Origin of the sequence: Roseibium sp. MMSF_3247 (assembly GCF_030733765.1) — a bacterium.
GTDB lineage: Bacteria > Pseudomonadota > Alphaproteobacteria > Rhizobiales > Stappiaceae > Roseibium.
Window position 1 is genome coordinate 775,192 of sequence record NZ_JASHII010000001.1, and the last position, 24,208, is coordinate 799,399.

The 24,208-nt window shown below is 58.0% G+C and carries 22 protein-coding genes; 12 read left to right on the forward strand and 10 right to left on the reverse strand.

Features of this window, described 5'->3' with window-relative positions:
- Positions 1-19: 19 nt before the first annotated feature.
- Positions 20-895, reverse strand: a complete 876-nt coding sequence (locus tag RBB44_RS03455; RefSeq protein WP_306149882.1) for a TIGR01459 family HAD-type hydrolase — start codon at positions 893-895, stop codon at positions 20-22.
- A 112-nt stretch (positions 896-1,007) separates the two neighbouring features.
- On the opposite strand from RBB44_RS03455, the gene mutL reads away from it, so the two are divergent.
- Positions 1,008-2,903, forward strand: coding sequence for a DNA mismatch repair endonuclease MutL (gene mutL, locus RBB44_RS03460; RefSeq protein WP_306149883.1), 1,896 nt, complete (start codon positions 1,008-1,010; stop codon positions 2,901-2,903).
- A 56-nt stretch (positions 2,904-2,959) separates the two neighbouring features.
- Positions 2,960-3,844, forward strand: a complete 885-nt coding sequence (locus RBB44_RS03465) for an alpha/beta hydrolase (protein ID WP_306149884.1) — start codon at positions 2,960-2,962, stop codon at positions 3,842-3,844.
- A gap of 89 nt (positions 3,845-3,933) precedes the next feature.
- Here RBB44_RS03465 and RBB44_RS03470 read toward each other — a convergent pair whose 3' ends face one another.
- The gene (locus RBB44_RS03470) at positions 3,934-5,097 is read right to left on the reverse strand and encodes a porin (protein ID WP_306149885.1); all 1,164 of its coding nucleotides are present in this window, start codon (positions 5,095-5,097) and stop codon (positions 3,934-3,936) included.
- Between the two features lie 130 nt (positions 5,098-5,227).
- The gene (locus RBB44_RS03475) at positions 5,228-5,695 is read right to left on the reverse strand and encodes a nucleoside deaminase (RefSeq protein ID WP_306149886.1); all 468 of its coding nucleotides are present in this window, start codon (positions 5,693-5,695) and stop codon (positions 5,228-5,230) included.
- A 160-nt stretch (positions 5,696-5,855) separates the two neighbouring features.
- Between RBB44_RS03475 and RBB44_RS03480 the strand changes: the two genes are divergently transcribed.
- Positions 5,856-7,352: a pseudouridine synthase gene (locus RBB44_RS03480; RefSeq protein ID WP_306149887.1), complete on the forward strand. Its 1,497-nt coding sequence runs from the start codon at positions 5,856-5,858 to the stop codon at positions 7,350-7,352.
- Positions 7,349-7,909, forward strand: coding sequence for a 16S rRNA (guanine(966)-N(2))-methyltransferase RsmD (rsmD, locus tag RBB44_RS03485; RefSeq protein WP_306149888.1), 561 nt, complete (start codon positions 7,349-7,351; stop codon positions 7,907-7,909). The genes RBB44_RS03480 and rsmD overlap by 4 nt, the downstream gene beginning before the upstream one ends.
- A gap of 12 nt (positions 7,910-7,921) precedes the next feature.
- Here the strand turns inward: rsmD and RBB44_RS03490 are convergent, their stop codons facing one another.
- The 6 genes from RBB44_RS03490 to purD form a co-directional block, all read right to left on the reverse strand.
- Entirely contained in the window at positions 7,922-8,782 is an 861-nt protein-coding gene (locus tag RBB44_RS03490; protein ID WP_209179371.1) for an MBL fold metallo-hydrolase, read from the reverse strand.
- 192 nt (positions 8,783-8,974) lie between these two features.
- Positions 8,975-9,316, reverse strand: a complete 342-nt coding sequence (locus RBB44_RS03495) for a hypothetical protein (RefSeq protein WP_306149889.1) — start codon at positions 9,314-9,316, stop codon at positions 8,975-8,977.
- 110 nt (positions 9,317-9,426) lie between these two features.
- Positions 9,427-10,281, reverse strand: a complete 855-nt coding sequence (locus RBB44_RS03500; RefSeq protein WP_306149890.1) for a patatin-like phospholipase family protein — start codon at positions 10,279-10,281, stop codon at positions 9,427-9,429.
- A 121-nt stretch (positions 10,282-10,402) separates the two neighbouring features.
- On the reverse strand, positions 10,403-13,516 hold the full coding sequence (locus RBB44_RS03505; protein ID WP_306149891.1) for a bifunctional diguanylate cyclase/phosphodiesterase: 3,114 nt from the start codon (positions 13,514-13,516) through the stop codon (positions 10,403-10,405).
- A 289-nt stretch (positions 13,517-13,805) separates the two neighbouring features.
- Positions 13,806-14,711: an alpha/beta fold hydrolase gene (locus RBB44_RS03510; protein WP_306149892.1), complete on the reverse strand. Its 906-nt coding sequence runs from the start codon at positions 14,709-14,711 to the stop codon at positions 13,806-13,808.
- A gap of 77 nt (positions 14,712-14,788) precedes the next feature.
- Positions 14,789-16,060: a phosphoribosylamine--glycine ligase gene (gene purD, locus RBB44_RS03515; RefSeq protein WP_306149893.1), complete on the reverse strand. Its 1,272-nt coding sequence runs from the start codon at positions 16,058-16,060 to the stop codon at positions 14,789-14,791.
- 165 nt (positions 16,061-16,225) lie between these two features.
- Between purD and RBB44_RS03520 the strand changes: the two genes are divergently transcribed.
- Positions 16,226-16,687 (forward strand): GNAT family N-acetyltransferase, encoded by a 462-nt coding sequence (locus RBB44_RS03520; protein ID WP_306149894.1) that lies wholly within the window; start codon positions 16,226-16,228, stop codon positions 16,685-16,687.
- 191 nt (positions 16,688-16,878) lie between these two features.
- A complete protein-coding gene (gene ubiA / locus RBB44_RS03525) occupies positions 16,879-17,829 on the forward strand; it encodes a 4-hydroxybenzoate octaprenyltransferase (protein WP_306149895.1) in 951 nt (316 codons plus the stop codon).
- A 22-nt stretch (positions 17,830-17,851) separates the two neighbouring features.
- On the opposite strand, the gene RBB44_RS03530 is transcribed toward ubiA, so the two are convergent.
- The gene (locus RBB44_RS03530; RefSeq protein WP_306149896.1) at positions 17,852-18,442 is read right to left on the reverse strand and encodes a DUF6101 family protein; all 591 of its coding nucleotides are present in this window, start codon (positions 18,440-18,442) and stop codon (positions 17,852-17,854) included.
- A 309-nt stretch (positions 18,443-18,751) separates the two neighbouring features.
- Between RBB44_RS03530 and RBB44_RS03535 the strand changes: the two genes are divergently transcribed.
- From RBB44_RS03535 to lpxK, 6 genes are read left to right on the forward strand one after another with little or no spacing between them, the layout of a single operon-like run.
- The gene (locus RBB44_RS03535) at positions 18,752-20,095 is read left to right on the forward strand and encodes a TldD/PmbA family protein (RefSeq protein ID WP_306149897.1); all 1,344 of its coding nucleotides are present in this window, start codon (positions 18,752-18,754) and stop codon (positions 20,093-20,095) included.
- Complete coding sequence (locus tag RBB44_RS03540; RefSeq protein ID WP_306149898.1) at positions 20,082-20,882, forward strand: 3'(2'),5'-bisphosphate nucleotidase CysQ; 801 nt, start codon at positions 20,082-20,084, stop codon at positions 20,880-20,882. Before RBB44_RS03535 ends, RBB44_RS03540 begins: the two co-directional genes overlap by 14 nt.
- Positions 20,883-20,915: 33 nt before the next feature.
- On the forward strand, positions 20,916-21,155 hold the full coding sequence (locus RBB44_RS03545; protein ID WP_008191070.1) for a DUF4170 domain-containing protein: 240 nt from the start codon (positions 20,916-20,918) through the stop codon (positions 21,153-21,155).
- A 32-nt stretch (positions 21,156-21,187) separates the two neighbouring features.
- Positions 21,188-21,886, forward strand: a complete 699-nt coding sequence (locus RBB44_RS03550; RefSeq protein ID WP_306149899.1) for a lysophospholipid acyltransferase family protein — start codon at positions 21,188-21,190, stop codon at positions 21,884-21,886.
- Complete coding sequence (locus RBB44_RS03555; RefSeq protein WP_306149900.1) at positions 21,879-23,198, forward strand: 3-deoxy-D-manno-octulosonic acid transferase; 1,320 nt, start codon at positions 21,879-21,881, stop codon at positions 23,196-23,198. Before RBB44_RS03550 ends, RBB44_RS03555 begins: the two co-directional genes overlap by 8 nt.
- Entirely contained in the window at positions 23,182-24,204 is a 1,023-nt protein-coding gene (gene lpxK, locus RBB44_RS03560; RefSeq protein ID WP_306149901.1) for a tetraacyldisaccharide 4'-kinase, read from the forward strand. The genes RBB44_RS03555 and lpxK overlap by 17 nt, the downstream gene beginning before the upstream one ends.
- Positions 24,205-24,208 lie beyond the last annotated feature (4 nt).

The window sequence follows — 24,208 nt, forward strand, 5'->3', positions numbered from 1 at the left end:
TCTCGCCCCGTGCAACCCCTCACCAGGACAGCCGCGGGATCGCGGCGCGGGCCCGAAGACCTTCTTCGATGAGGCGCTTGCGGATCAGGTGTTCTTCCGGGGCTTCGCTCGGTCCAAAATCCGAGGCATGAATGCCGGCAGTGATGAACAGAACGTCGATGTCCTGGGACACCGCGCCGCGAATGTCGGTCGGCAGGCCATCGCCGATCGCCAGAACGTCTTCTTTTGCGATTGTTGTCCCGGCGTGCTCGGCCAAACGGCGCAGACCCGCCTCATAGATCGGTGCGTGCGGTTTGCCGAGAATGGCAACTTCACCGCCGAGGTCTTCATAGAGTCGCGCGAGCGCTCCGGCACACCAGACCAGCTTGTCGCCGCGTTCCACAACAATATCCGGATTGGCGCAGATCATCAGCAGCTTGCGCGCCGCGAGTTTTTGCAAGCGCTCCCGGTAATCGTCCGGCGTTTCGGTCTCGTCATCGCGGAAACCGGTGCAGCTGATGGCTTCCGCATCCTCGTCAACGCTGGTGAAGGTTGCTTCCAGATTGTGATAGAGCGGCTGGTCCCGGTCCGGTCCGATGTGAAGCAGCGTCTTGGAACCTTGCGCTTCCAAGACTTCGCGGGTGACATCGCCTGAGCTGACGATGCTGTCGTAAGCCTCTTCCGGCACGCCCATGTTCGTCAGCATTTCAGCGACATATTTTGCCGGCCGCGGGGCATTCGTGATCAGAACCACATGGCCACCGGTTTCTTCCCGGAAGCGCCGCAATGCGATATGCGCATCTTCAAAGGCGGATACACCGTTGTGCAGCACGCCCCAGACATCGCACAAGATCCCTTTGTACTGCGGGGCAAGGGCATGGAGCCCGTCAACAAGAAGCGGTGCAGAAACGGTCATGGCGGCTCACTCGGATGAGAAATTATCTGATAGGATTGCACGGAATCGAAGTAAATCCGGCGCGGACCATATCCGAAGCGCGCGTCAAACGGAACCAATCAAAGGGCAATTCATGCAGGTCAGGCAACTTGGCGAACAGGTGATCAACCAGATTGCCGCCGGCGAGGTCATTGAACGGCCTGCCAGCGTGATCAAGGAGCTGGTTGAAAACGCCGTTGATGCCGGGTCGTCGCAAATCGACATCGTCACCGCTGCGGGCGGCAAAACGCTGATGCGGGTCGCCGATGACGGGGCCGGCATGCGTCAGGACGATCTCAAGCTGGCCATCCGCCGTCACTGCACCTCCAAGATTTCCGATGATGACCTGTTTGATATCCGCACGCTCGGGTTCCGGGGGGAGGCGTTGCCGTCGATTGGCTCCGTGGCCCGTCTCGTCATTCAGACCCGCCACGGCGAAGAAGACCATGCCTGGGCGATCGCCGTGGAAGGCGGCAAGGAACAGCCGATTGTGCCTGCCGCCCGCTCAAAGGGCACCCAGGTTGAAGTCCGTGATCTGTTCTTCGCGACACCAGCCCGTCTGAAATTCTTGAAGTCCGACCGCGCCGAAGCCGCCGCCATCACCGAGATCGTCAAGCGGATCGCGCTTGCCTATCCGCATATCGGGTTTTCACTGTCCGGTGCCGACCGTCAGCCGCAATCCTGGCCGGCAGCGCGCGGCGACGAGCCGCATCTGGCCCGGATCGCTCAGATTTTGGGGCCCGATTTCGTCGACAACGCCATGGAAATTGATGCGGCGCGGGAAGGGGTCCGGCTCAACGGGTATGCTGGTTTGCCCACCCATCACAGGGGCAATGCCCAGCATCAATTCTTTTTCGTCAATGGCCGACCTGTGAAGGACAAGCTGCTCTTGTCCGGTTTGCGCGGGGCTTATGCAGACGTTCTTGCGCGCGATCGTCATCCGGTGGTGGTTCTCTTCATTGATCTAGACCCGGCGCTGGTTGACGTGAACGTCCATCCGGCCAAATCCGATGTGCGCTTTCGCGATGCGCAGTTGGTCCGCGGCCTGCTTGTCGGGGCGATCAAGCATGCTCTGGTCCAAGCGGGGCACCGGTCGTCGACGTCCAACGCAGCCGTCGCCTTGGACGCGCTTCGAAAACAATCTCCACAGCCGGGAGGGCCATCCGGTGCCACTTCTCACGCTTACGGTTCTGCAGCGAGCGGACCGGCAAATGCGCACGGGTTCGGAGCAACGGCAACGGCGGAGCGCTGGGCGCCGGAGGCTTTTCGGCCATTGGAGACGGCACCAAATCCTGTGCCGGGATTTGCTGAAGATCGGGTTTCAGAGGTCCAGAATGGCTTTTCTGCTCTGGCCACACCGTCAGCCGATGCAAGGGCACATGATGTTCCGCTGGTCTCGGAGAAAACCGAGCTGCCACTTGGCGCCGCGCGGGCACAGGTCCATGAAACCTACATCATCGCGCAAACAGAAGATGGCGTTGTTATCGTCGATCAGCATGCTGCGCACGAACGGCTTGTTTATGAGCGCCTGAAAGAGGCCTTTGCCAAAAAGGATGTTGCCCGGCAGATCCTTTTAATCCCGGAGGTTGTCGACTTGCCGGAAGAAGATGCCGCCCGGCTGGCGGAACGCGCAGAGGATCTGGCAAAGGTTGGTCTGTCGCTTGAGGCGTTTGGGCCGGGTGCCATCGCGGTTCGCGAAACACCGGCAATCCTTGGCGACATGGACATTCAGGGCATGGTGCGCACGCTCGCCGATGAACTGGCGGAGTGGGAGACCGCCGACAGTCTTCGGGAGAAACTTGACCACGTTGCCGCCACGATGGCCTGCCATGGATCGGTTCGAGCCGGACGCCGCATGCGGCCGGAAGAAATGGACGCCCTCTTGCGCGACATGGAAGCAACACCACTTTCTGGGCAGTGCAACCATGGGCGCCCGACCTGGGTTGAACTGAAACTCAGCGATATCGAAAAGCTTTTCGGCCGCAAGTAACAGCCAGTGGGAAATCCGTCCCATACGGCGAGATCGGCAGCCGTTTGGAGACCGGAATGACCGCAGAAGACAGCAACAACAGCACACCGCCTGCACCGGACGGCACGGGAACCGCGCGGAAGGTTGGCAGGACTGTCAGAAAAGGCCTGGTCGCTGGCGCGATCGCCTATGGCATTGTGGCCGGCTACATGTACCTCAATCAGCGGAATTTCGTTTTTGTGCCAACCGGTGAACTTGAATCCCCGGAAGTAAAAGGGCTGGAGAACGTCACCGTTGAATCGGTCACAATGCAAGACGGCACCGACGTGACCGTCTGGACGTCTGAGGGGCATGAAAACACACCAGTCGTTCTTTATTTCCACGGCAACTCCAGCAATTTGTCCACGCGCCACAAGCGCTTTGCGCAGGTTCTGGACAGTGGCTTCGGGCTCTATGCGCCGAGTTATCGCGGCTATCCGGGAAGTGAAGGCGCTCCGTCCGAGGCAGCGTTCATTCAGGATGCGCTGGAGCATTTTGACAAGGTCTCGGCAACTGGCAGACCGGTTATCCTGCACGGTGAGAGCCTGGGGACAGGTGTTGCCACTGCCGTCGCAGAACAGCGCCCGGACGCCGGGTTGCTCGTCCTGGAAGCGCCCTATACAGCTCTCGTTGACATTGCGTCCGAGCAATATCCCTGGTTGCCCGTGTCCGTGCTCATGAAGGATCCAATGCCGACGCGGGAGCGGATCCAGAACATTCAAAGCCCGGTTCTAATCGTGCATGGAACGGATGACCGGGTGATCCCTGTGGCGCACGGAGAACGCTTGTACGAGCTGGCTCCGGAACCGAAGACACTCAAGATCGTTGAAGGCGTCAGCCACAGCGGTCTTTGGGGCAACGGTCTCTGGGACGCGGTCCAAGACGCTTATTGCACCGCAAAGGTTGAAACGCGCGCCTGTTGAGTTTGGGCGAAAACCAAAATCGAACCGTGATCAGGAATATCCGTGTGCGTCACGCAGTGCGCGGTGCTGCTTGAGGTCTTCCCCGCGGCTCAAAACGTCTTCTGAACCCGAAGCGTTGTGTAGATTTCATCCGTATCGGAAAGCCCGGACGCTCTATCGAAATCGACGTTCCGGTATTGCATTTCAGCGCCAATATCCAGACTGGAAACCGGTGACCACACGAGATTTCCGGTCACTGTCCATTGATTGAAATCGTAACTGTCCAAGGCGGCATCGACCGTGTGGTAACCACCTTCCAGATTGGCCGTGACCGTGTCGGTTACGGCGTGACGCCAGCCACCGGCTATGTTCCATGTTTTTGTTGTCTTGGTGGACCCGCCAACATTGATGGCGTCGGTGATCCGGCCGTTCCAGCTGTCGAGTGGGAAACGGCTTGCGCCGTCAGAATAGCCCACTTGGAGAACAACTTTGTCCCGGTCACCAAGGAAAGGAACCTTGATCTCCGCGCCGGCTCCGACAGCCCAGCCCAGAGCAGATTTTGATGCCGTGTCGACGAAATAGACTTGGTGTAATGCGCCCATGATTTGCGCGGAACCCCAGGCCTGATCGATGCGGATATTGGCGACAGCGTCTGGGATCTTAAAGCCGCCATACCCGTTGGCGTTCGGAGAAATCAGTTCCACCCGGCGGGATACCGGACTTTCAATTGAAAGGCTGGCGGACACTCCGTTGCCGAATGCACGGGTATAGGCAGCAACGTTCGATTTGGTATCGGAGTAGGAGGTGACCCGGGCGCCGAAAGAATAACCTGTCCAGAAGTCCCAGAACGATTGAGCCCGGCCAAAGGTGAACCCGCCGAACTGGATGAAGCTGTACTCCAGCTCCAAGGAATTGGAGCTGCTGTCGTTGTCGTTTGTCACGAAGACGGCGTTGTAGGTACGCAGCAACCCGTATTCCGTTGCGGTGCGCGAATCCAGATAGCTGTAGCCGCGGGCCCGGAACGTTGTTCCTGTTGCCGCCTTGTCTGACCAATTGTTCGGTCCGCTGCCATAATTGTTCAGCCGGGCTTCAATACGAACGCGGCCTCCAACACGCAGGCAGGTTTCCGTGCCCGGCAGGTAAAAGAACTGGTTGCCGTAGGCATCACAAATCCGCAGGTAGTCTATCGGTTCTGGTGCGACGGGAAGGTCGGCGGCAAATGCGGGGCCGGCGAGCATCAGCATGCTCGCTCCAAGGATGGCAGATCTGATCATGACGCGATGTCTCGACAGTTTAATGGTTCGCGAGCCGTTACCATAGCGTGTCTTGCATGACAGTTTTCAGCGTAGTCAGGGTGTTCGTGAATTCACCTGTGCTTCGTTGCAATTGCGCAACAGAGTTTGGTCAGCGTCGGCCTTGGAAAAATCTCTTTAAGAGAGCTGCCGATTGGCGTTCTCCTATCCCGGCATATGTCTCAGGGGCATGGTGGCAAATAGGCTGGCAGAAAAAGCGGGTTCCGTGGTCGACAGCGCCGCCCTTTTCGTCTCCGGCACCATAATAAAGTCGGCGGATCCGGGCAAAGGAAATGGCGCCGGCGCACATGGCGCATGGCTCCAGCGTTACATAGAGATCGCACTCCGGAAGCCGCTGGGAATGTAGCGCGGCGCAGGCCGCGCGGATAACCAGGACTTCGGCATGTGCGGTCGGATCGCTCAGTTCCAGGGTCCGGTTGCCGTCCCGGGCCAAGATCTCCCCGTTGCGCACCAGAACGGCACCCACGGGGACTTCACCGCGTTCCGCAGCCGCCGCAGCTTCCTCCAGGGCGATATCCATGAAGGTCTTTTCGGTAAAGTTGTTGTCTTGAGAGGTCATGCCGTCTTTTCCATATCCGCCGTTTTAAGGCGGTACGGGGCATCCGTCAGCTGCAAAAGTAGGAGAATTTGGGTTCCGGATACCGTCTTCGGGTACGATTACTTTGAAATGGTGAAAACAAGCGATTCCCGAACGCGTTCTGCTCTGCTATGACGCGCCTATGACGACAAAGAAATTCCCTCCGAAACGGTCTGGCCCGGACAACGGCCGGAACCGACCCAAACGCGCAGCAGACAACCGCGGTCCGCGCAAGCCGGCGCCGCGCAAATCCGCTCCCAAAGCCGGCGAGGCGGGTGACGCACCGCGCGTGACCATTCCTGACACCGACAGCGGCGAACGCATCGCCAAGGTCATGGCCCGTGCCGGCTTGTGCTCCCGCCGGGAGGCGGAGACCTGGGTCATGAACGGCCGGGTCGAGGTCAATGGCAAGGTATTGACCACGCCAGCAGTCACGGTCACCGGCAAGGACAAGGTTCTGGTGGACGGCGAACCTCTGCCGATGCGCGAACGGACACGGCTGTGGCTCTACCACAAGCCGCGCGGCCTGGTGACGACCAACAAAGATCCGGAAGGCCGGCCGACCGTGTTCGACCGCCTGCCGGATGATCTTCCGCGGGTCTTGACCGTTGGGCGTCTCGACATCAATACCGAAGGCTTGTTGCTGCTGACCAATGATGGTGGTCTTGCCCGGGTCCTGGAACTGCCGGCAACCGGTTGGCTGCGCCGCTACCGCGTGCGCGCCTTTGGCAAGATTACACAGGCCGAACTCGATACCTTGAATGACGGTGTGCCGATTGACGGCGTGCTCTATGGCGCGATCGAGGCGACACTGGACAAGGAACAGGGCGGCAATGTCTGGATGACGGTTGGTCTGCGAGAGGGCAAGAACCGCGAAGTCAAACGTGTCCTTGAACATCTGGGGATGTCGGTCAACCGGCTGATCCGCCTATCCTATGGTCCATTCCAGCTCATGGATCTGGCCGAGGGCGATGTGCGGGAAATTCGCGGCCGTGTTCTTCGCGACCAGCTGGGAGATGCCTTGGCGGAAGAGGCAGGCGCCGACTTCGATGCGCCCATTTTCCATATGCCGAAGCAGGAAGAGGACAAGAAAAGGTCCGGTCCGCGTGGCGGTGGCCGGGATGGATCCTCGGAAAAAGGCCAGGGCAAATGGCTGACGGCCCGTGAAGGCAAGTCGGCGACAGATCGAAAGAAAGCCTCGCGGAGCGACGACGGTGGCCCAAAACAGGGCAAGCGAAGAAACGAAGGGCCGCGCCGGGAGAAAGTCTCACCGCGGTCAAAGTTCCGCATGACGTCCGAACCGCGGTTCCGCAAGGATTACAACGAAGAGCGTCCGACCCTGCCGCAACGCCGGATTTGGGGAGATGAAGGTCTCGTTGAGGACAAACAGCAGGAGCGTCGCACAAACCGCGACAAAGGTGATCGGAAGGGCGGACCTCGCGAAGACCGTCCGTTCCGCGGCGACCGGCCAGAGCGCGGCAACCGCTCAGATCAAGGTGGGCGGTCAGAAGGGCGGGATCGCGCAGGCCGAGGTGACCGCCCGGATCGGGGCGACCGGTCAGGCCGCAATGGCCGCCCAGACCGTGGCGGCCGTCCGGATCGCGGTGGCCGTCCGCCGCGCGGCGGTGGCCGTTCGTGAGAATAGTTGCCGGACGGTTCAAGGGCGCTGCATTGGCAGCGCCCAAGTCAAATGCCACGCGGCCGACCAGCGACCGGTTACGCGAAACTGTTTTCAATATCCTCGTGCATGGGCTTGAGTTTGAGATTGATGGATGCCGGGTCCTCGACCTTTTTGCCGGCACCGGAGCGCTCGGTTTTGAGGCCATAAGCCGCGGTGCGCGGCACTGTACCTTTATCGAAGAAGCTGCTGAACCACGTGGTGTCATCCGCCGCAACATGGAAAGCCTCGGGCTCAATGGCGCGGCCAAGATATTCCGGCGGGATGCGACAAAGCTCGGCGAGCCGGGAACGATTGAACCCTTCGATTTGGTTTTCGCTGACCCGCCTTATGACAAGGGACTGGGAGAGCGGGCACTCGTTTCTGCTGCGACAGGCGGATGGCTGAATCCAGGCGCGATCTGCATTCTTGAGGAGCGGAGCTCTGCGGATGTTGAAGTCCCGGAAGGGTTCACTGAACTCGACCGGCGCAAGGCCGGTGACAGTCAGGTTCTGTTTTTGCGGTTTGACCAGGAGTAATCGCGTCCTGATCTATGCTCCGCCTGGCATCATGATGTAGACCGTTTTTTCCGCTGGCAGGGTGCTACGGCTCACGGTCACACTTGAAGTCTCCGCACGGACGATCCGGTAGCCCTGTTCCGTTGCCCGGCCCATGAATGCCGGAAGGGCCCCAGCGAAATGAAAATGCATCGGAATGATCATCGATGGACTGATGGCAGCCAGCACGTCCATAAGGCTGTCGAGCCTAAGGGTCGAAGAGTTGTCAATGGCGGCGAAAACGACATCAATCTGCCCAAGGCGCAGCAAATCGTTTTCCGTCAGCCGGTGATGCAAATGCCCCAAGTGGGCGAGGCACAAATCGGCGGCTTCAAAGATAAAGATTGAGTTGCCGAGCCGGCGGCTCTCCCCATCCCAGCCACGAATGTTGGTTTGGATATTTCGAACGCGAACATCGCCAACAAAGATATCATGATCCATCGGGCCGCCGTTCCGGTTCCAGCCATAGAGCAGATGTTCGATGTTCGGGTCAGGGTTCAGCGAATAGTGGGTGCTGTGGGCTCCGTTCATCGTGGCGATCGTCGGCGGAAGAAACGGACGGTAAATGTCGTTGTAGTCGGTTGCGATGCGGATCCCTTGGGGAGTTTCCAGCTCGAAGGTAGAATGCCCGATGTAGCGAATGCTGACTTGATCTGGCTCCAGATTGGCGTTCCACACCCGGACTTCGCCCGGCCGCAACGGTTTGTACGGAGCATCGGCGACGACCTGGCAGATCGCCAGAGCAGGGCCAGCAAAGAGAATTGCCGAAAAGAAGGTGAGAAGGAACGCCGCATTGCTTTCAAAGCGTCGACGAAACCAGGTAGCTGGTCGGATGCAATGGATGGACTGCCACATGCTGAACGATCCCCACTCGCGAGTGTCACCCAAATAATACTAGGCTTTCAGGCAAGACCGGCAAGGAATTATGGGTGATCGCGAGGAATTTGATCGGTTGGACAATCATTTGCCCAAAGAAAAGGCAACCGGCCTGTTGGACGGTTGCCAGGTGGGGGCAGGTGGGAGGAAGGACCCGCCCCGGGAACTCAATCAAACGATGTGAAGGCTGACCGGCGGTCTCGTCCCGCGGGGCCGTGTTTTCAGATCGTCGGTGGCCGCACCGGCAGTTTTGGATTGCAGATAGATCATTTCGCCGGCTGTTCCGGCTTCGCGGACCAAGTCGGATTGTTCGCATTGGGCGGCAAGTTGAAGGCCCAGACTGCGCAAATGGGCGCGCCGGTAGCAGTAAACTGCCATTGCTGCGCGTTGTGCAGCTGGCCATTGGCCAGTGATCTCAGCCGTCGCGTTCAGGGCAGAATCCAGAAGTTTCTTCAGGATGTCATCCGGGACGGGGCATGTCTCTAAATCTGCGGATCCCTTTGCCATCGGCATTGCTCTACTCCTCGGTTCATAGAGAAGGATCGCGAAATTCAGTTAATTGAGTCTTAAGTATCCACAGTCGGTAAATTAAGCGAGGGAAATTGCTTGAATAGTATTTGAGATTATTTGATTGAATCGCTTGTTGTATTTAGCAGTTCTGTCAGCTTGGCCCGTGTCACACCACGTAAGGTTTCGGACTTTTCCAGAATTGCTCCTGCTTTCAGAAAATCGAGTACGCGGGTATTGTCATGCTGCGGGCGGATCAGGATATCCGGTTGATCCAGTTTGAGTTTTTGTGCCGTGATTGTCTGCATCAAGATTTGCGAAGATCCGAAAATCGAGTCCAGCATACTGATGTCAGCCGGATTTGAACGCGGAACCGGGGCGCCGACAACGTCAACCGCGACCACAAAATCGCACTCTTCCCGCAAGCCGTCGAAGGGCAACGGATTTACAACACCCCCGTCGATCAGAAATCTTCCCTGATGCCGGACGGGACGGAAAACGGCTGGAATCGAAATAGAGGCTGCAATAGCGGGCAGCAGCGGGCCGGTTTCGAAATCGACCTCAGTGCAGCCGAAATAATCGGTTGCCAAGATTCGTAAGGGGACATCGAGGTCTTCAAATCGGGGTGGCAGATGCTCGGCGACAAAGGCGTCCAGCACACCGACGGGGTCGAATTGAACCGGCCCGGCACGGAAGAGGTCCCGGATGCGTTTGGGGCCAAGTTTCCAAAAGCGCGATAGGACTTTATTGCCGTCGGCAAACAAATCCAGAGCGATGGCGCGCAGGTCCTCACCGCTGTGCCCGGCAGCATAGCCTGCCCCAAAGATCGCACCGATAGACGTTCCGGCGATTTTGTGGGGTCTGATCCCCAAATCGTCAAATGCCTCAAGAACGGGAATGTGGGCAAGGCCCCTTGCTCCGCCGCCGCCAAGGGCCAGGCCGATCTTGGGATACGACGCGTTTTGCAGCATGTGGCCCGATGCCTCTGTTGATTATTCGGCGAGTGTCGGGAACGTCGTGTTGCCAAACGGCCCTTTGGCCACTCGTTGCCTGATCATAACGTCAGCAGTGTGACGGTGTGATGGGCAGGTCCTAAAACACGAAATAGAGGTCTTCCGCGGTTTCCGACATCCAGTTAGTGGCGTCTTCAAAACGCAGGGGCTTTGCAATGAGGAAGCCCTGGACCGCAAAGTCACCCATCATGCGCAGGCGGTCATATTGCTCTTCTGTCTCAACACCTTCGCAAACAACCGAGATGTTGAGCGAGCGGGCCAGATGGATCAGCTGGTTGATCAGGATTTCCTTGCGGTCATCTTCGAGCAGCTGCTGGGTAAATGAGCGGTCAATTTTCAAACCGTTGATCGGGAGATCGACCACATGGGTAAGCGAGGCATAGCCTGTGCCGAAATCATCCAGCTCCACATGCACGCCCATCTCGTAAAGGTCCTTGAGTGTCGACAGGTGACCTGATTTGTGGTCGTCTAGGAACACCGATTCCAAGACTTCGGCTGTGATCCGTTCTGGTGCCAGATCATGCCGCTCCATAGCGGTTTTGAATTGATCGAACAGCATGCCGGAGGATAGGTGCGCCGGAGAAACGTTTACCGAAATCCGGCCGAAATCCAGTCCCGCATCCTGCCAGGACTTGGCTGCCGCGAACGCCTTGTCGAGAACAATTTCTCCAAGAACGGCGGCAAAACCCGTCTTTTCAACGACGGGCAGGAATTCCCCTGGCGAAACGACGCCGCGCTCTGGATGCTGCCAGCGGACAAGGGCTTCGACGCCGACGACCTTGTGAGTGCGCATGTTGACCTGTGGCTGGAAGACCAGGAAGAACTCGTCGCGTTGCGCTGCCATGTGCAGCTCGCGTTCAAGTTCCGCTTCCTTGTCGTTCACGGACTGCAGGTCGGATGAATAGAACGTAAACCGGTCCTTGCCGCTGTGTTTGGAGCGGTAAAGCGCAAGGTCCGCATTCACCAGAAGTGTTTCAAAGTTCGTGCCATGGTCCGGGCACAGGGCAATCCCCATGCTGACGGTCGGCCAGAAGGTTGTGCCGTTAAACTCCATCGGGGCCCGCATCAGCCGGCGTGCGCGCTCACACAATTCGTTCGGATCGGAGTCTGAGGAATTGGCCAGAATAACAAACTCATCGCCGCCCCAACGGTAGGGCGTCCCGAGCCCGCGGCTGACTTCGCGCAGGCGGCGTCCGGTTTCTGCAAGGCAATAATCACCGGCCAGATGCCCAAGCGTGTCATTGACCCGTTTGAAATTGTCCATATCCACATGGATGAGGAATGCCGGCTTTTTGGTTTTGGCGAACCGCTTTCCGGCATCGCGCTGACAACCGGCGCGGTTCGAGAGTTTCGTCAGAGGATCAAAATAGGCAAGCCGCTCAGCGCGTTCCTTCGCGTCCCGGGTTTCAGATTCGCGCTGAACCCGCTCCGAAATGTCGTTCGCCATGGCGACGATGCGATTACGGCCCTGGTCGCGCACCATCTGGATCTGGAAATCGACCGGATAATCCGTTCCATCTTTCCGGCGCTGTTGGGCCTCGCCCGTGATATTGGCCTCTGTACCTTCAGCCAACGGAACGAGTTTTTCAGCAATGGTAGAGCGGCTGAACTCCTGATTGATGTCCCAGAGCGTCAGATTTTGCAGCTCGGTCAGCGTGTAGCCGAGGTTCGTAATCGCGCAGGCGTTTGCGTATTCAACTTGGTAGGTATCGGCGTTGAGGACATAGATCTCGTTAAGCGACGTCTCGAGGATCTTTGCCATCAGCGTGTTCTGGCGTTCCGTGTTGGACCGTTCCGTAATGTCGTGGACAGTGCCGATACCCCGGACGCTCCGGCCATTTTCTCCTTTGAAGACACGCCCTTTGGTGTGGATCCGCGCAAGCGAACCATCAGCTCTCAAGATCGAATGCTCCAGATCAAAAGGCTGGCATTGCGCGAGCGCGTGATGAATGACTGACTTGACCCGGGGCAAATCGGTTGCAGGCACGCGCTCGATCAATTGCTCCAGCAGATTGCCAGACGCTGTTGTGGGCGAAATCCCGGTAATCCGGAAAAACTCTTCCGAGGCAGAGATCTCTTTTGTGCTGAGATCGCACTCCCAGCTGCCGATTGAGGCAATCGCTTGAGCCTCAAGAAGCTGGGCACGGCTGCGTTCCAGTTCCTTGGTGTTGGAACTGACCGCTTCTTCCAGGCTGGACCATGTGCGGCCAATTCGGCGTTGAAGCCGGGCCAAGAGGCGCTGCATGACAACCCAGGCAAGGATCGCGAAGCCCAAGGAGACAAGCAGCACGACGAGGGTGGTTTTGAAAAAGGCGTTTGCAGCAGCTGTAACGTCCCGCTGCAGCATGATTTTCGAGCCCGGCGCAGCATTCACCAATGGAAGAGACAGACCCTCGGTCATGAGAACCGTGTCATCTTCCTTGAACAACAGTGGAACAGCGGCTGATGCTGCTTGTGGGTTCTGCTCGTTGGAACCGGCTGTGGACGCAGCGGTTACCGGCCCGCCGGTTTTGAGAATCTTGCCGTTAACGGCAGAACTCAAATGCATCAGATGTGTTTCGATACTGGAACTTAAATCCAGATAGCCGAGCAGCCGACCCTCATACACCAAAGGTTCTGTGCTGCGAACCACAATGGTTCCAGCCTGATCGTATTCGAGGCTGTTGGAGACACGCGGCGCACTTGCATGATTGTCGTCTCCGGTCATGTCAGGCGAGGTCTTCAAAGCGGCTGCCGTAGGACCTTTTTGGTACAGAACCGAATGATCAGGTCCATAAACTGCCAACCGGTAAGGCCCCTCTTTGCCGTTGAAGGTCTCAAAAGCACGCTCTGCATAAAGCGCGACAGATGCGGGATCATTCTTGACCATCGCCGAGGTCAGATTGTCATCGGACGTCAAACGGTCTGTGAGCGTTGCAAGAGCCTGGGCATTGCGCTGCTGTTCCTGATGGACCAGCTTTTTGGAAGCTGACTGCACTCGATCGAATGGAACTTGCAGTCGCGAGACTTCAGTGACGATGTTCTGGAGCGTTAGAATGCAAACGATGAGCGCCAGAAATCCAATAAAGACAGCTTTAAGCGGGCGTTCAATCCGAGCGCCATCGTCGCTCCATTGAGCGGCGATGTGATCCAACCGGGATTCCACAGTATCGAGAAAATGATATCCGGACCGTTTCACTTCGGTGTCCCGCATACTCCGCTCAACCACGCCAAACCTTCAACCGTTGCGTACGGTTGCCCCCCGCACCTCGTCAGGCACTATCCTTAAATTCCGGCAGCCCAGATGGCGCCAATAAGATAGGAAGAGTCCCTGCCATAATTATCGATAGCGGGTATTCGTTAAATTGCATTGAATAAGAGTGTTAAGAAAATTAAGGACTTTCACTGAAAAGCACTGCATTTTAACAGCTTAACACCATGCGCATTTGAGCTCAGCAAGTTTGGTTGAAGCTGGAATTTGATTTTTTATACTTTGGTATTTTCTACAGGGAAAAGAATTCGAGTATCTCCTGTGCGATTTCTTTTGGTGACTCTTCCGGCAGGAAATGTCCGCCTATAATTGCCCTACCTTTGGCGTGAGGACACCATGTCTGCCAGGTTGCCAGCGGATCTTCGATACTGGCCGCAATCCCCTGTTCGCCCCACAACGCAAGAAACGGTTGGGAGATGCTTTTATTTGTACGACGGTCCTCTGCATCATGATCGTAATCGATATGCGCCCCGGCCCGGTAGTCCTCGCAGCTCGCCGCGATGCGCGCCGGATCTGAAAACCAAGCGCGTGTGTGCTGAAGCGCACCCTCAGAGAAGGGCGACAGGTCCTTTGCCGCGCTCCAGCTTGCGAGCTTGTGCTCCAGAAACGGGATTGGGTCGGCGGCAATCATGTTTTCAGGAAAGGGCGCCGGTTGAGCCAAAAACGCCCAATGATAAATCTTCAGTGCGAAGGTGCGGTCAAGATGGTTCCAGTAGTCAAAGGTCGGCAGGATATCGAGAACCGCAGCGCCAGAAAGCCGATCGGGCATGTCGAGCGCCATACGATACACCACACGCCCACCCCGATCATGCCCAACCGCCCCAAACTGGTCGTGGCCAAGATGTGCCATAACCTCGGCCATGGTCTGCGCCATCGTCCGCTTGGAGTAGGCGGCATGATCGTCACTCAAGGGCGGGATGACGGACTGCCCGTATCCTGGAAGATCCGGCATCACGAGCGTGAAGGACTTGGCAAGGTCCGTAGCGATCTTGTGCCAGATGACATGTGACTGCGGATAGCCGTGCACCAGCAAGAGCGGCGGGCCATCGCCGCCCCTCCGGCAGAAAATCGGCCCTTGCGCAGTTTCGACGAAATGGCTTTCGAAACCTGGAAACAGGTCTGGCAGTGTGTCGCCCACAGTATCCTCCCAACATGAGTCGTCGGGAGGAGCCTATTTATCTGAGACGTTTATGGCTATCGGTCTATTGGGCTAATTCAGTTCTCACGCGCAACAGCGCGCCAGCCGATATCGGACCGGCAAAAACCTTCTGGCCAATCGATTTTCGACACGGCCTTGTAGGCAGCTTCCTGTGCGTCCTTCACCGATATACCAAGCGCCGTGACGTTCAAAACGCGGCCGCCATTTGCAAGGATCTTGTCGCCATCGGACTTTGTTCCGGCGTGAAAGACTTCGGCTTCATCTGCCGAGATAGCATTCAGTCCTTTGATCTCCGTGCCCTTTTCATAAGCGCCCGGATACCCCTTGGCAGCCATAACAACGGTCAATGCAACATCATCGTGCCAGTCGGCTTGGGATTGATCGAGTGTACCGTCCGCGCTCGCGATCATCAGGTCTAGAAGATCGCTTTTCAGCCGCATCATCAGCACCTGGCACTCCGGATCGCCAAAGCGCGTGTTGTATTCGATCAGTTTGGGGCCGTCCGATGTGATCATCAGGCCCGCGTAGAGAACGCCCTTGAACGGCGTTCCACGTTTGGACAACGTTTCGATTGTCGGTTCGATGATGGAACGCATGACCTCTGCAACCAGAGCATCGGTGAGAACCGGAGCCGGAGAGTAGGCGCCCATGCCACCCGTGTTCGGACCTTCGTCGCCGTCAAAGGCGCGTTTGTGATCCTGTGCCGTCGCGAGAGGCAGCGCGTTGATGCCGTCTGACAGAACAAAGAAGCTCGCCTCTTCGCCTTCCAGGAACTCTTCTATCACGACCTCAGAACCAGCCGCACCGAAAGAACCTTCAAAACAATCTGTGACGGCTGCTTCCGCATCCGCAAGTGTCATGGCGACCACGACACCTTTGCCGGCTGCCAGGCCGTCCGCCTTGATGACGATGGGCGCGCCTTTTGTGCGCACGTAATCCAGGGCATCCGCAGCGTTGTCAAACCGGCCATAGCTGGCCGTCGGGATATTCGCTTCATCGCAGACAGCTTTTGTAAAGGCCTTGGAGCCCTCGAGCTGCGCAGCGGCCTTGCTTGGACCGAAAGCCTTAATGCCCGCCGCGTCCAGATCATCCACCAACCCGGCGACGAGTGGCGCCTCCGGGCCGACGACAACAAACTCGATCTGCTTGTCGCGGCAAAAGGTGATCACGGCTGCATGGTCTGAAACGTCCAGATCGGTGAGCTCTGCATGTGCGGCAATACCGGCATTCCCGGGGGCCGCATAAAGCTTTGTGAGCTTCGGGGATTTCGCCAAGGCCCAGGCAAGGGAGTGCTCGCGGCCACCGGATCCGATCAGGAGAACTTTCATGAAATGCCAATCTCACATGCATCAACAAGAAGGGGAGCGGATGTCGGGGCCGGCAGGGCCGCTTCCGCAAGTGAGGCGCGGTCTAACATGCCGGCGCCGGTGCCGCAATTGGGCCGGAGGTGTACCGTTGCCCGACAAGACGACCATCAGCCTACAGGAGAGGACATGAGCCGCGCATGGCAGGTCGTGTTGGGGTCTCCGGTCAACCGGCGGGACATACTCGGCATTGTCCGGACATGCCGGGAAGAGACGGGCCGCACTTTCAACAAGCAGTATGAAAATGCCATCAGCCGGTTTCTTGTCGATGCATCGGCCGGTCGCATCTACCTGATTGATATGCGTGGTGTCCCAGCGGGATATGCCAGCGTGTCGTTTCAGCAATCTGTTTCGTGGGGAGGTCAGCTTGCGGTACTGGAGGAGCTCCAGTTGCTGAAAGCCTATGAAGGGCAGGGGCTTGCCCAGCGGGTTCTCCGGGCAATCATTGGCGACTTGGAAAACTTCGGTCCGGACGTGGTGGTCGCCTATGTAAAGGAAGATGATCCGCTCGCAGCCGTGTACGAAATCGAAGGGTTTTCCCGAACCGCTCTCATTCGGTATTCCGATCAGGAAAGTGACGAAACTTGCTGAAGGTCGCTCCAAATTGGTCTTGCGGGGCGGACTGCGTCAGTTATGCCTCTCGCGAATGGATCTCCAGAGCTTTACTGTGTGAATTGCCGCTTGGGGGTGATTTTCATTTGCGCAGCCGGTAAAGCTGCGGGGAATCAAACGCGGACTCGGCGGGATTTTTAACGCGCGAAACGTCAATCAGGGACCACACCATGTTCTTTTCCACCCGGGATACCGGCCCGGTTGCAGATGCGGTGAAGCAGCATTGGGTCGATACCCGCCTGCCTGCAGGTTTGCGCCCTTACGCCCGTCTGGCCCGCTGGGAAAGACCGATCGGCTGGTGGCTGTTGCTTTGGCCTTGCTGGTGGTCCGCAGCGCTTGCGGCAATCGCGGCGGGCAACAGCTGGCCGAATCCCTGGCACATGCTCTTGTTCCTGATCGGTGCCGTTGCAATGCGCGGTGCTGGATGCACCTACAATGACATTGTGGACGTTGATATTGATGCCCAGGTGGAGCGGACGCGCTCCCGGCCGATCCCTGCCGGGCAGGTGAGCAAACATCAGGCAAAGATATTTCTAGTGGTCCAGGCGCTGGTCGGTCTGCTGGTCCTCGTGCAATTCAACAGCTTCTCGATTGCGCTGGGCATCGCATCGCTGATCCCGGTCGCGATTTATCCGTTCATGAAACGGATCACGAACTGGCCGCAGCTGTTCCTGGGGTTCGCGTTTTCCTGGGGCGCGTTGATGGGGTGGGCTGCGGTTTTTGGAGAGCTGTCCTTGGCGCCAATCCTGCTCTACATCGGCGGGATATGCTGGACCATCGGCTACGACACGATCTATGCTCATCAGGATAAGGAAGATGACGCCTTGGTTGGTGTGAAGTCGACCGCTCGTTTGTTCGGCGATCGCACCCGGCTTGCACTGATCGTGCTTTATGCTTTGGCGTCCCTACTGTTTGCCCTTGCTGCAGCCTTGGCCGATGCCGGACCGGCTGCTTTCCTTGGCATTCTTCTGGGCGCGATCCATCTTGGCTGGCAGATCGTCATTATCGATATTGATGACGGGGATCAGTGTCTCCAGCTGTTCCGATCCAACAAGATCTACGGCTGGATCCTGTTTATCGGCTTCACGGCAGATGCTTTGATTTCAGGGATGTTCGCCTGACGGGAAATCGAAAGGCGTAGAGTCAGTCCCGCGCGATGATCTCGCGTTCGTGAGCGTAACTCGCAGACACTTTGCCAAGTGATCCTGTTTGCCGCCGGTTCAAGAAGCGCGGGCGGCGGCCGGTCAGGAGACGCAGTTTCCGGCGTGGTGCTGGGGCAGCAGCCGGGTTGGCCTGAAAAGCTTCAATCGGTTTGACGGCACCACCGAGATCACACACCAGCATGGGCAACGACAAGACTTGTGCCCAGCGGCTCCAATGCGTTGCCAGCTCGTCGGATGAATGTGTTTCCACCAGTGTAATCGACAGCGCACTGTCGGGATGCTTCAGGATCAAACTGGCGAGGATTTCTCCAGGCGTAGCGCCTGGAACAATGCGCACCATCACGCCGTCAAAACCATGCATCGGAACAACGATTGTGACTGGCAGACCGCCAACACGGCGCTTGATGATTGCTTTTTCGCGATCAAGAAAGATATCGGCCGGAAGGGAGGTTGTTCCTGGCCGGGCTTCCAGGCGTTGCTGGAACTGGATTGGGAGGCAACCGGGATGCAGCACCTGCTCGGTGCCGATCCCGGCCGCTTGTGTCATCTGTTGTTCTGTTTGACGCTTCACTGTGACTTCTCCACCGGGCCTTTTGGCCTCTTGATGAAGTTACTCTACACACCGAAGAGTCGTGATCTGCTTAAGAGACACGGTTAAAAAACTGTGATTTTAAAGAGGGTTACTGGAGTGTAACGAGCCCGCTAACACTCTGTTGAGCATAATGGCTTGGCAAGAGCAGCATGCAGCCCCAATTTCCATGCAAATCGGTTTTCGTTCCGCCGCACACCATTAGTTATCCTCCAACGGTTGCGGCTCTATCGTCCGGAGCGTAAACAACAGCCCAACATAAGGCGGTATGCCAACACTAAGGCGGTATGAATGTCCGAATTGATTGATCAAACTGAACTCCAATCCCGAGCCGAACGTTTGGTTGCTGCAGCCCGCAATGCAGGCGCAGATGCCTGCGACGCCATTGCAGTCACTGGTGTCTCTCTGGGCGTTGAAGTCCGGGACGGCAAGGTCGAAGAGACCGAACGTGCCGAGGGGGATGACGTCACGCTGCGGGTTTTTGTTGGAAAACGCAGTGCAGCTGTGTCGGCCAATCAGTTGGACAATCCGTCAGATCTTGCGGAACGCGCTGTCGCCATGGCCAAGGTGGCGCCGGAAGACCCGTTTGCGGGCCTTGCTGATCCGGATTTGCTGGTCAAGCAGCTGCCGGAGCTGGAACTCTTGGACAGCAAACAACTGTCAGCCGACGAACTCACCAACATAGCGCTCGAAGCAGAAGCTGCGGGCCTCAGCGTGGAGGGGGTCAGCAAATCCGGTGGTGCATCGGCATCCTGGCGACTTGCCGGTGTGGTGATGGCCACCAGCCATGGATTTCAGGGGTCATATCTTTCTTCTCGTTTCGGCATGTCCATGACGGCCGTGGCCGGTGATGGCACCGCGATGGAGCGGGACTACGATTTTGACAGCCGGACATTCTTTGAAGATCTCGACGCACCCGTGGATATCGGCCGCCGAGCCGGGGAGCGGGCTGTGCGCAGGCTCAACCCGGACAAGCTTTCCACGCGCACCACCAACGTGGTTTATGAAGCGCGGGCGGCCCCCAGCATCCTTGGACACCTGGTCGGTGCGATAAATGGCGCATCGGTTGCGCGGAAGACCAGCTTTCTGATGGATCAGATGGGAGAGGCGGTTTTGGCTCCCGGCCTGACGGTTGTTGATGATCCGTTCAAGCGCCGCGGCGCGGCAACCCGCCCGTTCGACGGTGAGGGAACCGAGGCGAGCGTTCTGAATATGGTTGAAGATGGTGTCTTGCAACACTGGTATTTGGATGGGGCCTCGGCACGAGAGCTCGGGTTGACACCGAACGGCCGCGCCCGGCGCGCAGGCAGTGGCACGTCTCCGGGCTCCACGAACGTGACCTTGATGCCGGGAGAAAAGTCTCTGGAAGAGCTGATGGCAGACGCTGGCGACGGCCTTCTTGTGACGGATCTGATCGGTCACGGGGTAAACGGCCTAACCGGAGACTATTCACGCGGAGCTGCCGGATTCTGGTTCGAAAACGGCAAGATCGTCAGACCCGTCAGCGAAATCACGATCGCAGGCAATTTGAGGGACATGTTCAAGCGGATGGTGCCCGGCAGTGATCTGGACAACCGCTATGCAGCTGCGGCCCCTTCAATCATGATTGAAGGAATGGCCCTTGCCGGGAATTGATGCTGCTGCCTTTGACGCAGACCTGAAGCTTTTGGAAGATGCGGCGCTTGAGGCCGGTGAGCTGGCGCTGACCTTTTTCGGCCGCGATCCGGAAACCTGGTTCAAGGGCAACAAGTCTCCTGTCTCGGAGGCTGACATTGCCGTGGATCGTTTTCTCGGCGACAGCTTGCGCGCGGCCCGGCCGGACTACGGCTGGCTGTCGGAAGAAACCGCTGACGATCCGATCCGGCTGCAACATGACCGCGTGTTCATCGTGGATCCGATTGATGGAACCCGCGCCTTCCTGGCGGGCGGTGACGAGTGGACTGTATCCGTTGCAGTTGTCGACAAGGGGCGGCCTGTAGCGGGCGCGGTCTATTGTCCAAGACGAAAGGAAATGTTTCTTGCGGCAAAAGGCGGTGGGGCGTCCTTGAACAAGGATGAGATCACGGTCTCGAACAGAACCGAAACAGCAGGAGCCCTGTTAACCGGGCCCTATTCGATTGCCGCCAACAAAGACGTTCAGGCGGCCGGTTTTGAGGCAACGGATGTGTTGCGATCTCTGGCTTACCGGCTCGCAATGGTGGCGTGTGGCCGGGTGGATGTCGGGGCCGCGCGTGGTGGGCCAAGCGATTGGGATCTTGCAGCCGCCGATCTTTTGGTGCAGGAAGCTGGCGGAACTCTGACCGATCTGTCGGGTGAGCAACTGCTTTACAACCGCGCGAAGACGCGCCATCCCGCACTTGTTGCAGCCCCTGTGCAACTGAGCGGGCCGGTTCGCAACGTTCTGGGAAAGTTGATTGCTTAAAGCTTCGAGGATACAGGCAAACAAGGACTGTTCATGAGCGATACAGAAGCACCGAAACAACTCCTGCATCTGGTCTTCGGCGGCGAACTGGAAAGTCCCGACGGTCTGACATTCCGCGATCTGGATGAACTGGACATCGTCGGGATCTATCCGAACTATGCGGAGGCTTACACGGCTTGGAAAGCCAAGGCGCAGGCCACCGTCGACAATGCGCACATGCGCTACTTCATTGTACATATGCACCGGTTGCTGGACCCCGACACGGCCAGCTGACGGCGCCGCTCCATACTTGGGCAAAAAGAAAAATGCTAAAACGCATCGGCCGACATCCGCTTGTTCTTTCGGCAATCGGCTCCCTGCTCGCTGGATATTTGAAGCTGGTTCATTACACGAACCGGTTTACGATCGAACCTGTGACAATCCATGAAGACACGGACAAGGACCTGCCCGTGATAGTGGCCATGTGGCACGGACAGCACTTCATGGTGCCGTTCGCCAAACCATCGCATTGGCCGGCCAAGGTGATGATCTCCAAATCCGCGGACGGCGAGATCAATGCAATTGCCGCCCGGAAGCTGGGCATGGGATTGATCCGGGCCTCTGGCGGGCGGACTGCGCACCAAATCAAGAAGCGTGGTGGCATGCGCGGGTTTATCGAGGCGGTAAGGGCGTTGAAGGACGGATATTCCATCGCGATGACCGCCGATGTTCCGAAAGGGCCCGCACGGCACTCCGGTGCCGGGATTGTGCAGCTCGCGAAACACTCCGGTCGTCCGATCTTGCCGGTCGCAGTGGCCACGAGCCGCAGCATCGAGCTGAACAGCTGGGACAAGGCGAGTGTCAACTTGCCTTTTGGCCGCGGCGGAATCGTTGGCGGTGACCTGATCTGGGTGCCGTCCGACACGGATGATGAAGGTTTGGAAGCCTACCGCCAGAAAGTGGAAGACGGCCTCAACACTGCAACGCGCCGCGTTTACGAGCTTGTCGGAAGGCCGAATGGCTGAGCGTCGCCCCATCGCTCTGACGCTTTACCGGGCCCTTGGACGGGCATTGACACCACTTCTGCATCTTTTGTTCCGCCGCCGCGCTGCAAACGGCAAAGAAATCGAAAGCCGTAAGGGGGAGCGCTTCGGTGTTCCTGGAGTGCCGCGGCCAAAGGGATCTCTTGTTTGGATCCACGCTGCCAGCGTCGGCGAAACGATGTCTGTCTTGCCGCTGATTGAAGAGCTTGCACGCGACGGCCACTCGGTGCTTTTGACCAGTGTTACGGTCACGGCTGCTGAACTCGCCGAAAAGCGGTTGCCGGAAGCGTGTATTCATCAGTTCACGCCGTATGACACTCCGGGATGCGTTTCGAACTTTTTGGATCATTGGCGGCCCGATCTGGCCATGGTGGTGGAATCCGAGATTTGGCCCTGCATGTTCGACGAGGTGCATCAACGCGGTATCCCGTTTGCACTTCTGAATGGACGGATGTCGGAGAGCTCGTCGCGCAACTGGATGAAAGCCCCGAAAACTTCTGGCTACATCTTCAAGTGTCTCGATCTGGTTTTGGCGCAAAGCGATGCAGACAAGGATCGGTTCTTGAAGCTCGGATGCCGGCACGTCGAAATGCCGGGCAATTTGAAGTTCGATGCTGCAGAACCAGCTGCTGATGAAGAAGACCGCCGTCGCCTTGCCGATCAAATCGGCGATCGCCCGGTCTGGATGGCGGCCCTGACGCATCCGGGCGAAGATGAAATAGCGCTGAAGGCGCATGCACGTCTTCTTGAAGAACATCCGGACCTGCTTTTGCTCCTTGTTCCCCGCCACCCGGCCCGCGCAGATGATGTGGCAGCACTTGTCAGTGAACGTGGCCACGAGATGGCCCGGCGGAGCTGCGGCGATCCGGTGACCGCCGAAACCGTGGTCTATTTAGGTGACACGCTCGGCGAAATGGGGTTGTTCTACCGCTTGGCCCCGGTGACTTTTCTCGGAGGGTCGTTCAACGACGCCGGTGGACACAATCCCGTCGAGGCCGTGCTTTTGGGGTCGGCTCTGGTTACAGGGCCGAAAGTCGCCAATGCCAGAGCCGTTTATAAGGACCTCTGGGAACAAGGCGCAGCTCTAAAGGTTGAGGAGCCCGCTCAGCTTGCCTCGGAAGTTGCCGGCCTCATGGAGCACCCTGATAACCGCAAGGAGCAGGTCGACCAGGCGATGAACCTGGTCATCAAGGGACGCGGCGCCTTGACACGGACAGCTGACTTGCTGAAGCCCATGCTGTCAGAACCATCTCGGGCCGACACCATGGAGAGGGGCGATGGGCAAGGCGCCTGATTTCTGGTGGACACCCAATCGCAGCGCGGCTGCGCTCGCGCTCGCCCCTTTTGGCTGGATCTACGGCCTCATCGCTGGCCGCCGGATGGTGCAGCATTCAAAAGCAAGAAGCGCGTTGCCGGTTATTTGCATCGGTAATTTTGTGACCGGTGGAACCGGCAAGACTCCTTTTGCGCTCCGCTTGGCAGACCGATTGCTCAAGGAAGGGCACACGCCCGGCTTTTTGTTGCGCGGCTATGGCGGGCGTCTCAAAGGGCCTGTGCTTGTTGACCCGGCACAACACACTGCGGCGGACGTTGGCGACGAAGCGCTGATGTTGGCTCAAGCCGGGCCAACAGTGATTTCTGCCGACCGTCCGGCCGGAGCTGAATTGCTGGAAAAGCAGCCGGTCGACATGATCCTAATGGACGATGGTTTCCAGAACCCGTCTTTGCACAAGGATCTCAGCTTGGTCCTGGTGGACTGCGCGACCGGCTTTGGCAATGGTCTGTGTTTTCCCGCCGGACCGCTGCGTGCGCCGGCGGAAAAACAAATCGTCAAGGCCGACTGTTTGATTCTTGTCGGAGAGGGGGAGCGGGCTTCGGACGCTGTCCATTTGGCGGGCCGGCGCGGATTGCCTTTCCTGCATGCATATATCGTTCCGGAAGAAAACCACGCTCTCTCAGGCCAAGATCTCCTGGCCTTTGCCGGCATCGGCCGGCCCCAGAAATTCTTTAAGACCCTCACCGATCTTGGTCACAAGTTGGCAAGGACACGGGAGTTTGCCGATCACCATGATTTCAGCGAAGCAGATGCCCGGGAACTGTTGACGGAGTCCGATCGGAACGGGCTGCAACTCGTTACCACGGCCAAGGACATGGCGCGCATCACCACACAGCGCGGCGAAATCTTCCATTGGCTCGCTGCCAAGGCGGAAGTTCTTGATGTGCAAATGGAGATCCCGGAGGAAGACCGGCTGGTGTCCCTGATCAAGGACTGCCTGAGAAACCGCGCTTTCAGGTCCTAAACAG

Excerpts from the sequence above, each read along its gene's own strand:
- RBB44_RS03520 (WP_306149894.1), top strand. The coding sequence starts at position 16,226 with ATGAGCCGCGCATGGCAGGTCGTGTTGGGGTCTCCGGTCAACCGGCGG.
- RBB44_RS03480 (WP_306149887.1), top strand. The coding sequence starts at position 5,856 with ATGACGACAAAGAAATTCCCTCCGAAACGGTCTGGCCCGGACAACGGC.
- RBB44_RS03535 (WP_306149897.1), top strand. The coding sequence starts at position 18,752 with ATGTCCGAATTGATTGATCAAACTGAACTCCAATCCCGAGCCGAACGT.
- RBB44_RS03490 (WP_209179371.1), bottom strand. The coding sequence starts at position 8,782 with ATGTGGCAGTCCATCCATTGCATCCGACCAGCTACCTGGTTTCGTCGA.
- RBB44_RS03500 (WP_306149890.1), bottom strand. The coding sequence starts at position 10,281 with ATGCTGCAAAACGCGTCGTATCCCAAGATCGGCCTGGCCCTTGGCGGC.
- RBB44_RS03550 (WP_306149899.1), top strand. The coding sequence starts at position 21,188 with ATGCTAAAACGCATCGGCCGACATCCGCTTGTTCTTTCGGCAATCGGC.
- RBB44_RS03475 (WP_306149886.1), bottom strand. The coding sequence starts at position 5,695 with ATGACCTCTCAAGACAACAACTTTACCGAAAAGACCTTCATGGATATC.
- RBB44_RS03505 (WP_306149891.1), bottom strand. The coding sequence starts at position 13,516 with ATGCGGGACACCGAAGTGAAACGGTCCGGATATCATTTTCTCGATACT.
- purD (WP_306149893.1), bottom strand. The coding sequence starts at position 16,060 with ATGAAAGTTCTCCTGATCGGATCCGGTGGCCGCGAGCACTCCCTTGCC.
- RBB44_RS03555 (WP_306149900.1), top strand. The coding sequence starts at position 21,879 with ATGGCTGAGCGTCGCCCCATCGCTCTGACGCTTTACCGGGCCCTTGGA.
- mutL (WP_306149883.1), top strand. The coding sequence starts at position 1,008 with ATGCAGGTCAGGCAACTTGGCGAACAGGTGATCAACCAGATTGCCGCC.
- RBB44_RS03455 (WP_306149882.1), bottom strand. The coding sequence starts at position 895 with ATGACCGTTTCTGCACCGCTTCTTGTTGACGGGCTCCATGCCCTTGCC.
- ubiA (WP_306149895.1), top strand. The coding sequence starts at position 16,879 with ATGTTCTTTTCCACCCGGGATACCGGCCCGGTTGCAGATGCGGTGAAG.
- RBB44_RS03465 (WP_306149884.1), top strand. The coding sequence starts at position 2,960 with ATGACCGCAGAAGACAGCAACAACAGCACACCGCCTGCACCGGACGGC.
- RBB44_RS03495 (WP_306149889.1), bottom strand. The coding sequence starts at position 9,316 with ATGCCGATGGCAAAGGGATCCGCAGATTTAGAGACATGCCCCGTCCCG.
- lpxK (WP_306149901.1), top strand. The coding sequence starts at position 23,182 with ATGGGCAAGGCGCCTGATTTCTGGTGGACACCCAATCGCAGCGCGGCT.
- RBB44_RS03545 (WP_008191070.1), top strand. The coding sequence starts at position 20,916 with ATGAGCGATACAGAAGCACCGAAACAACTCCTGCATCTGGTCTTCGGC.
- RBB44_RS03470 (WP_306149885.1), bottom strand. The coding sequence starts at position 5,097 with ATGATCAGATCTGCCATCCTTGGAGCGAGCATGCTGATGCTCGCCGGC.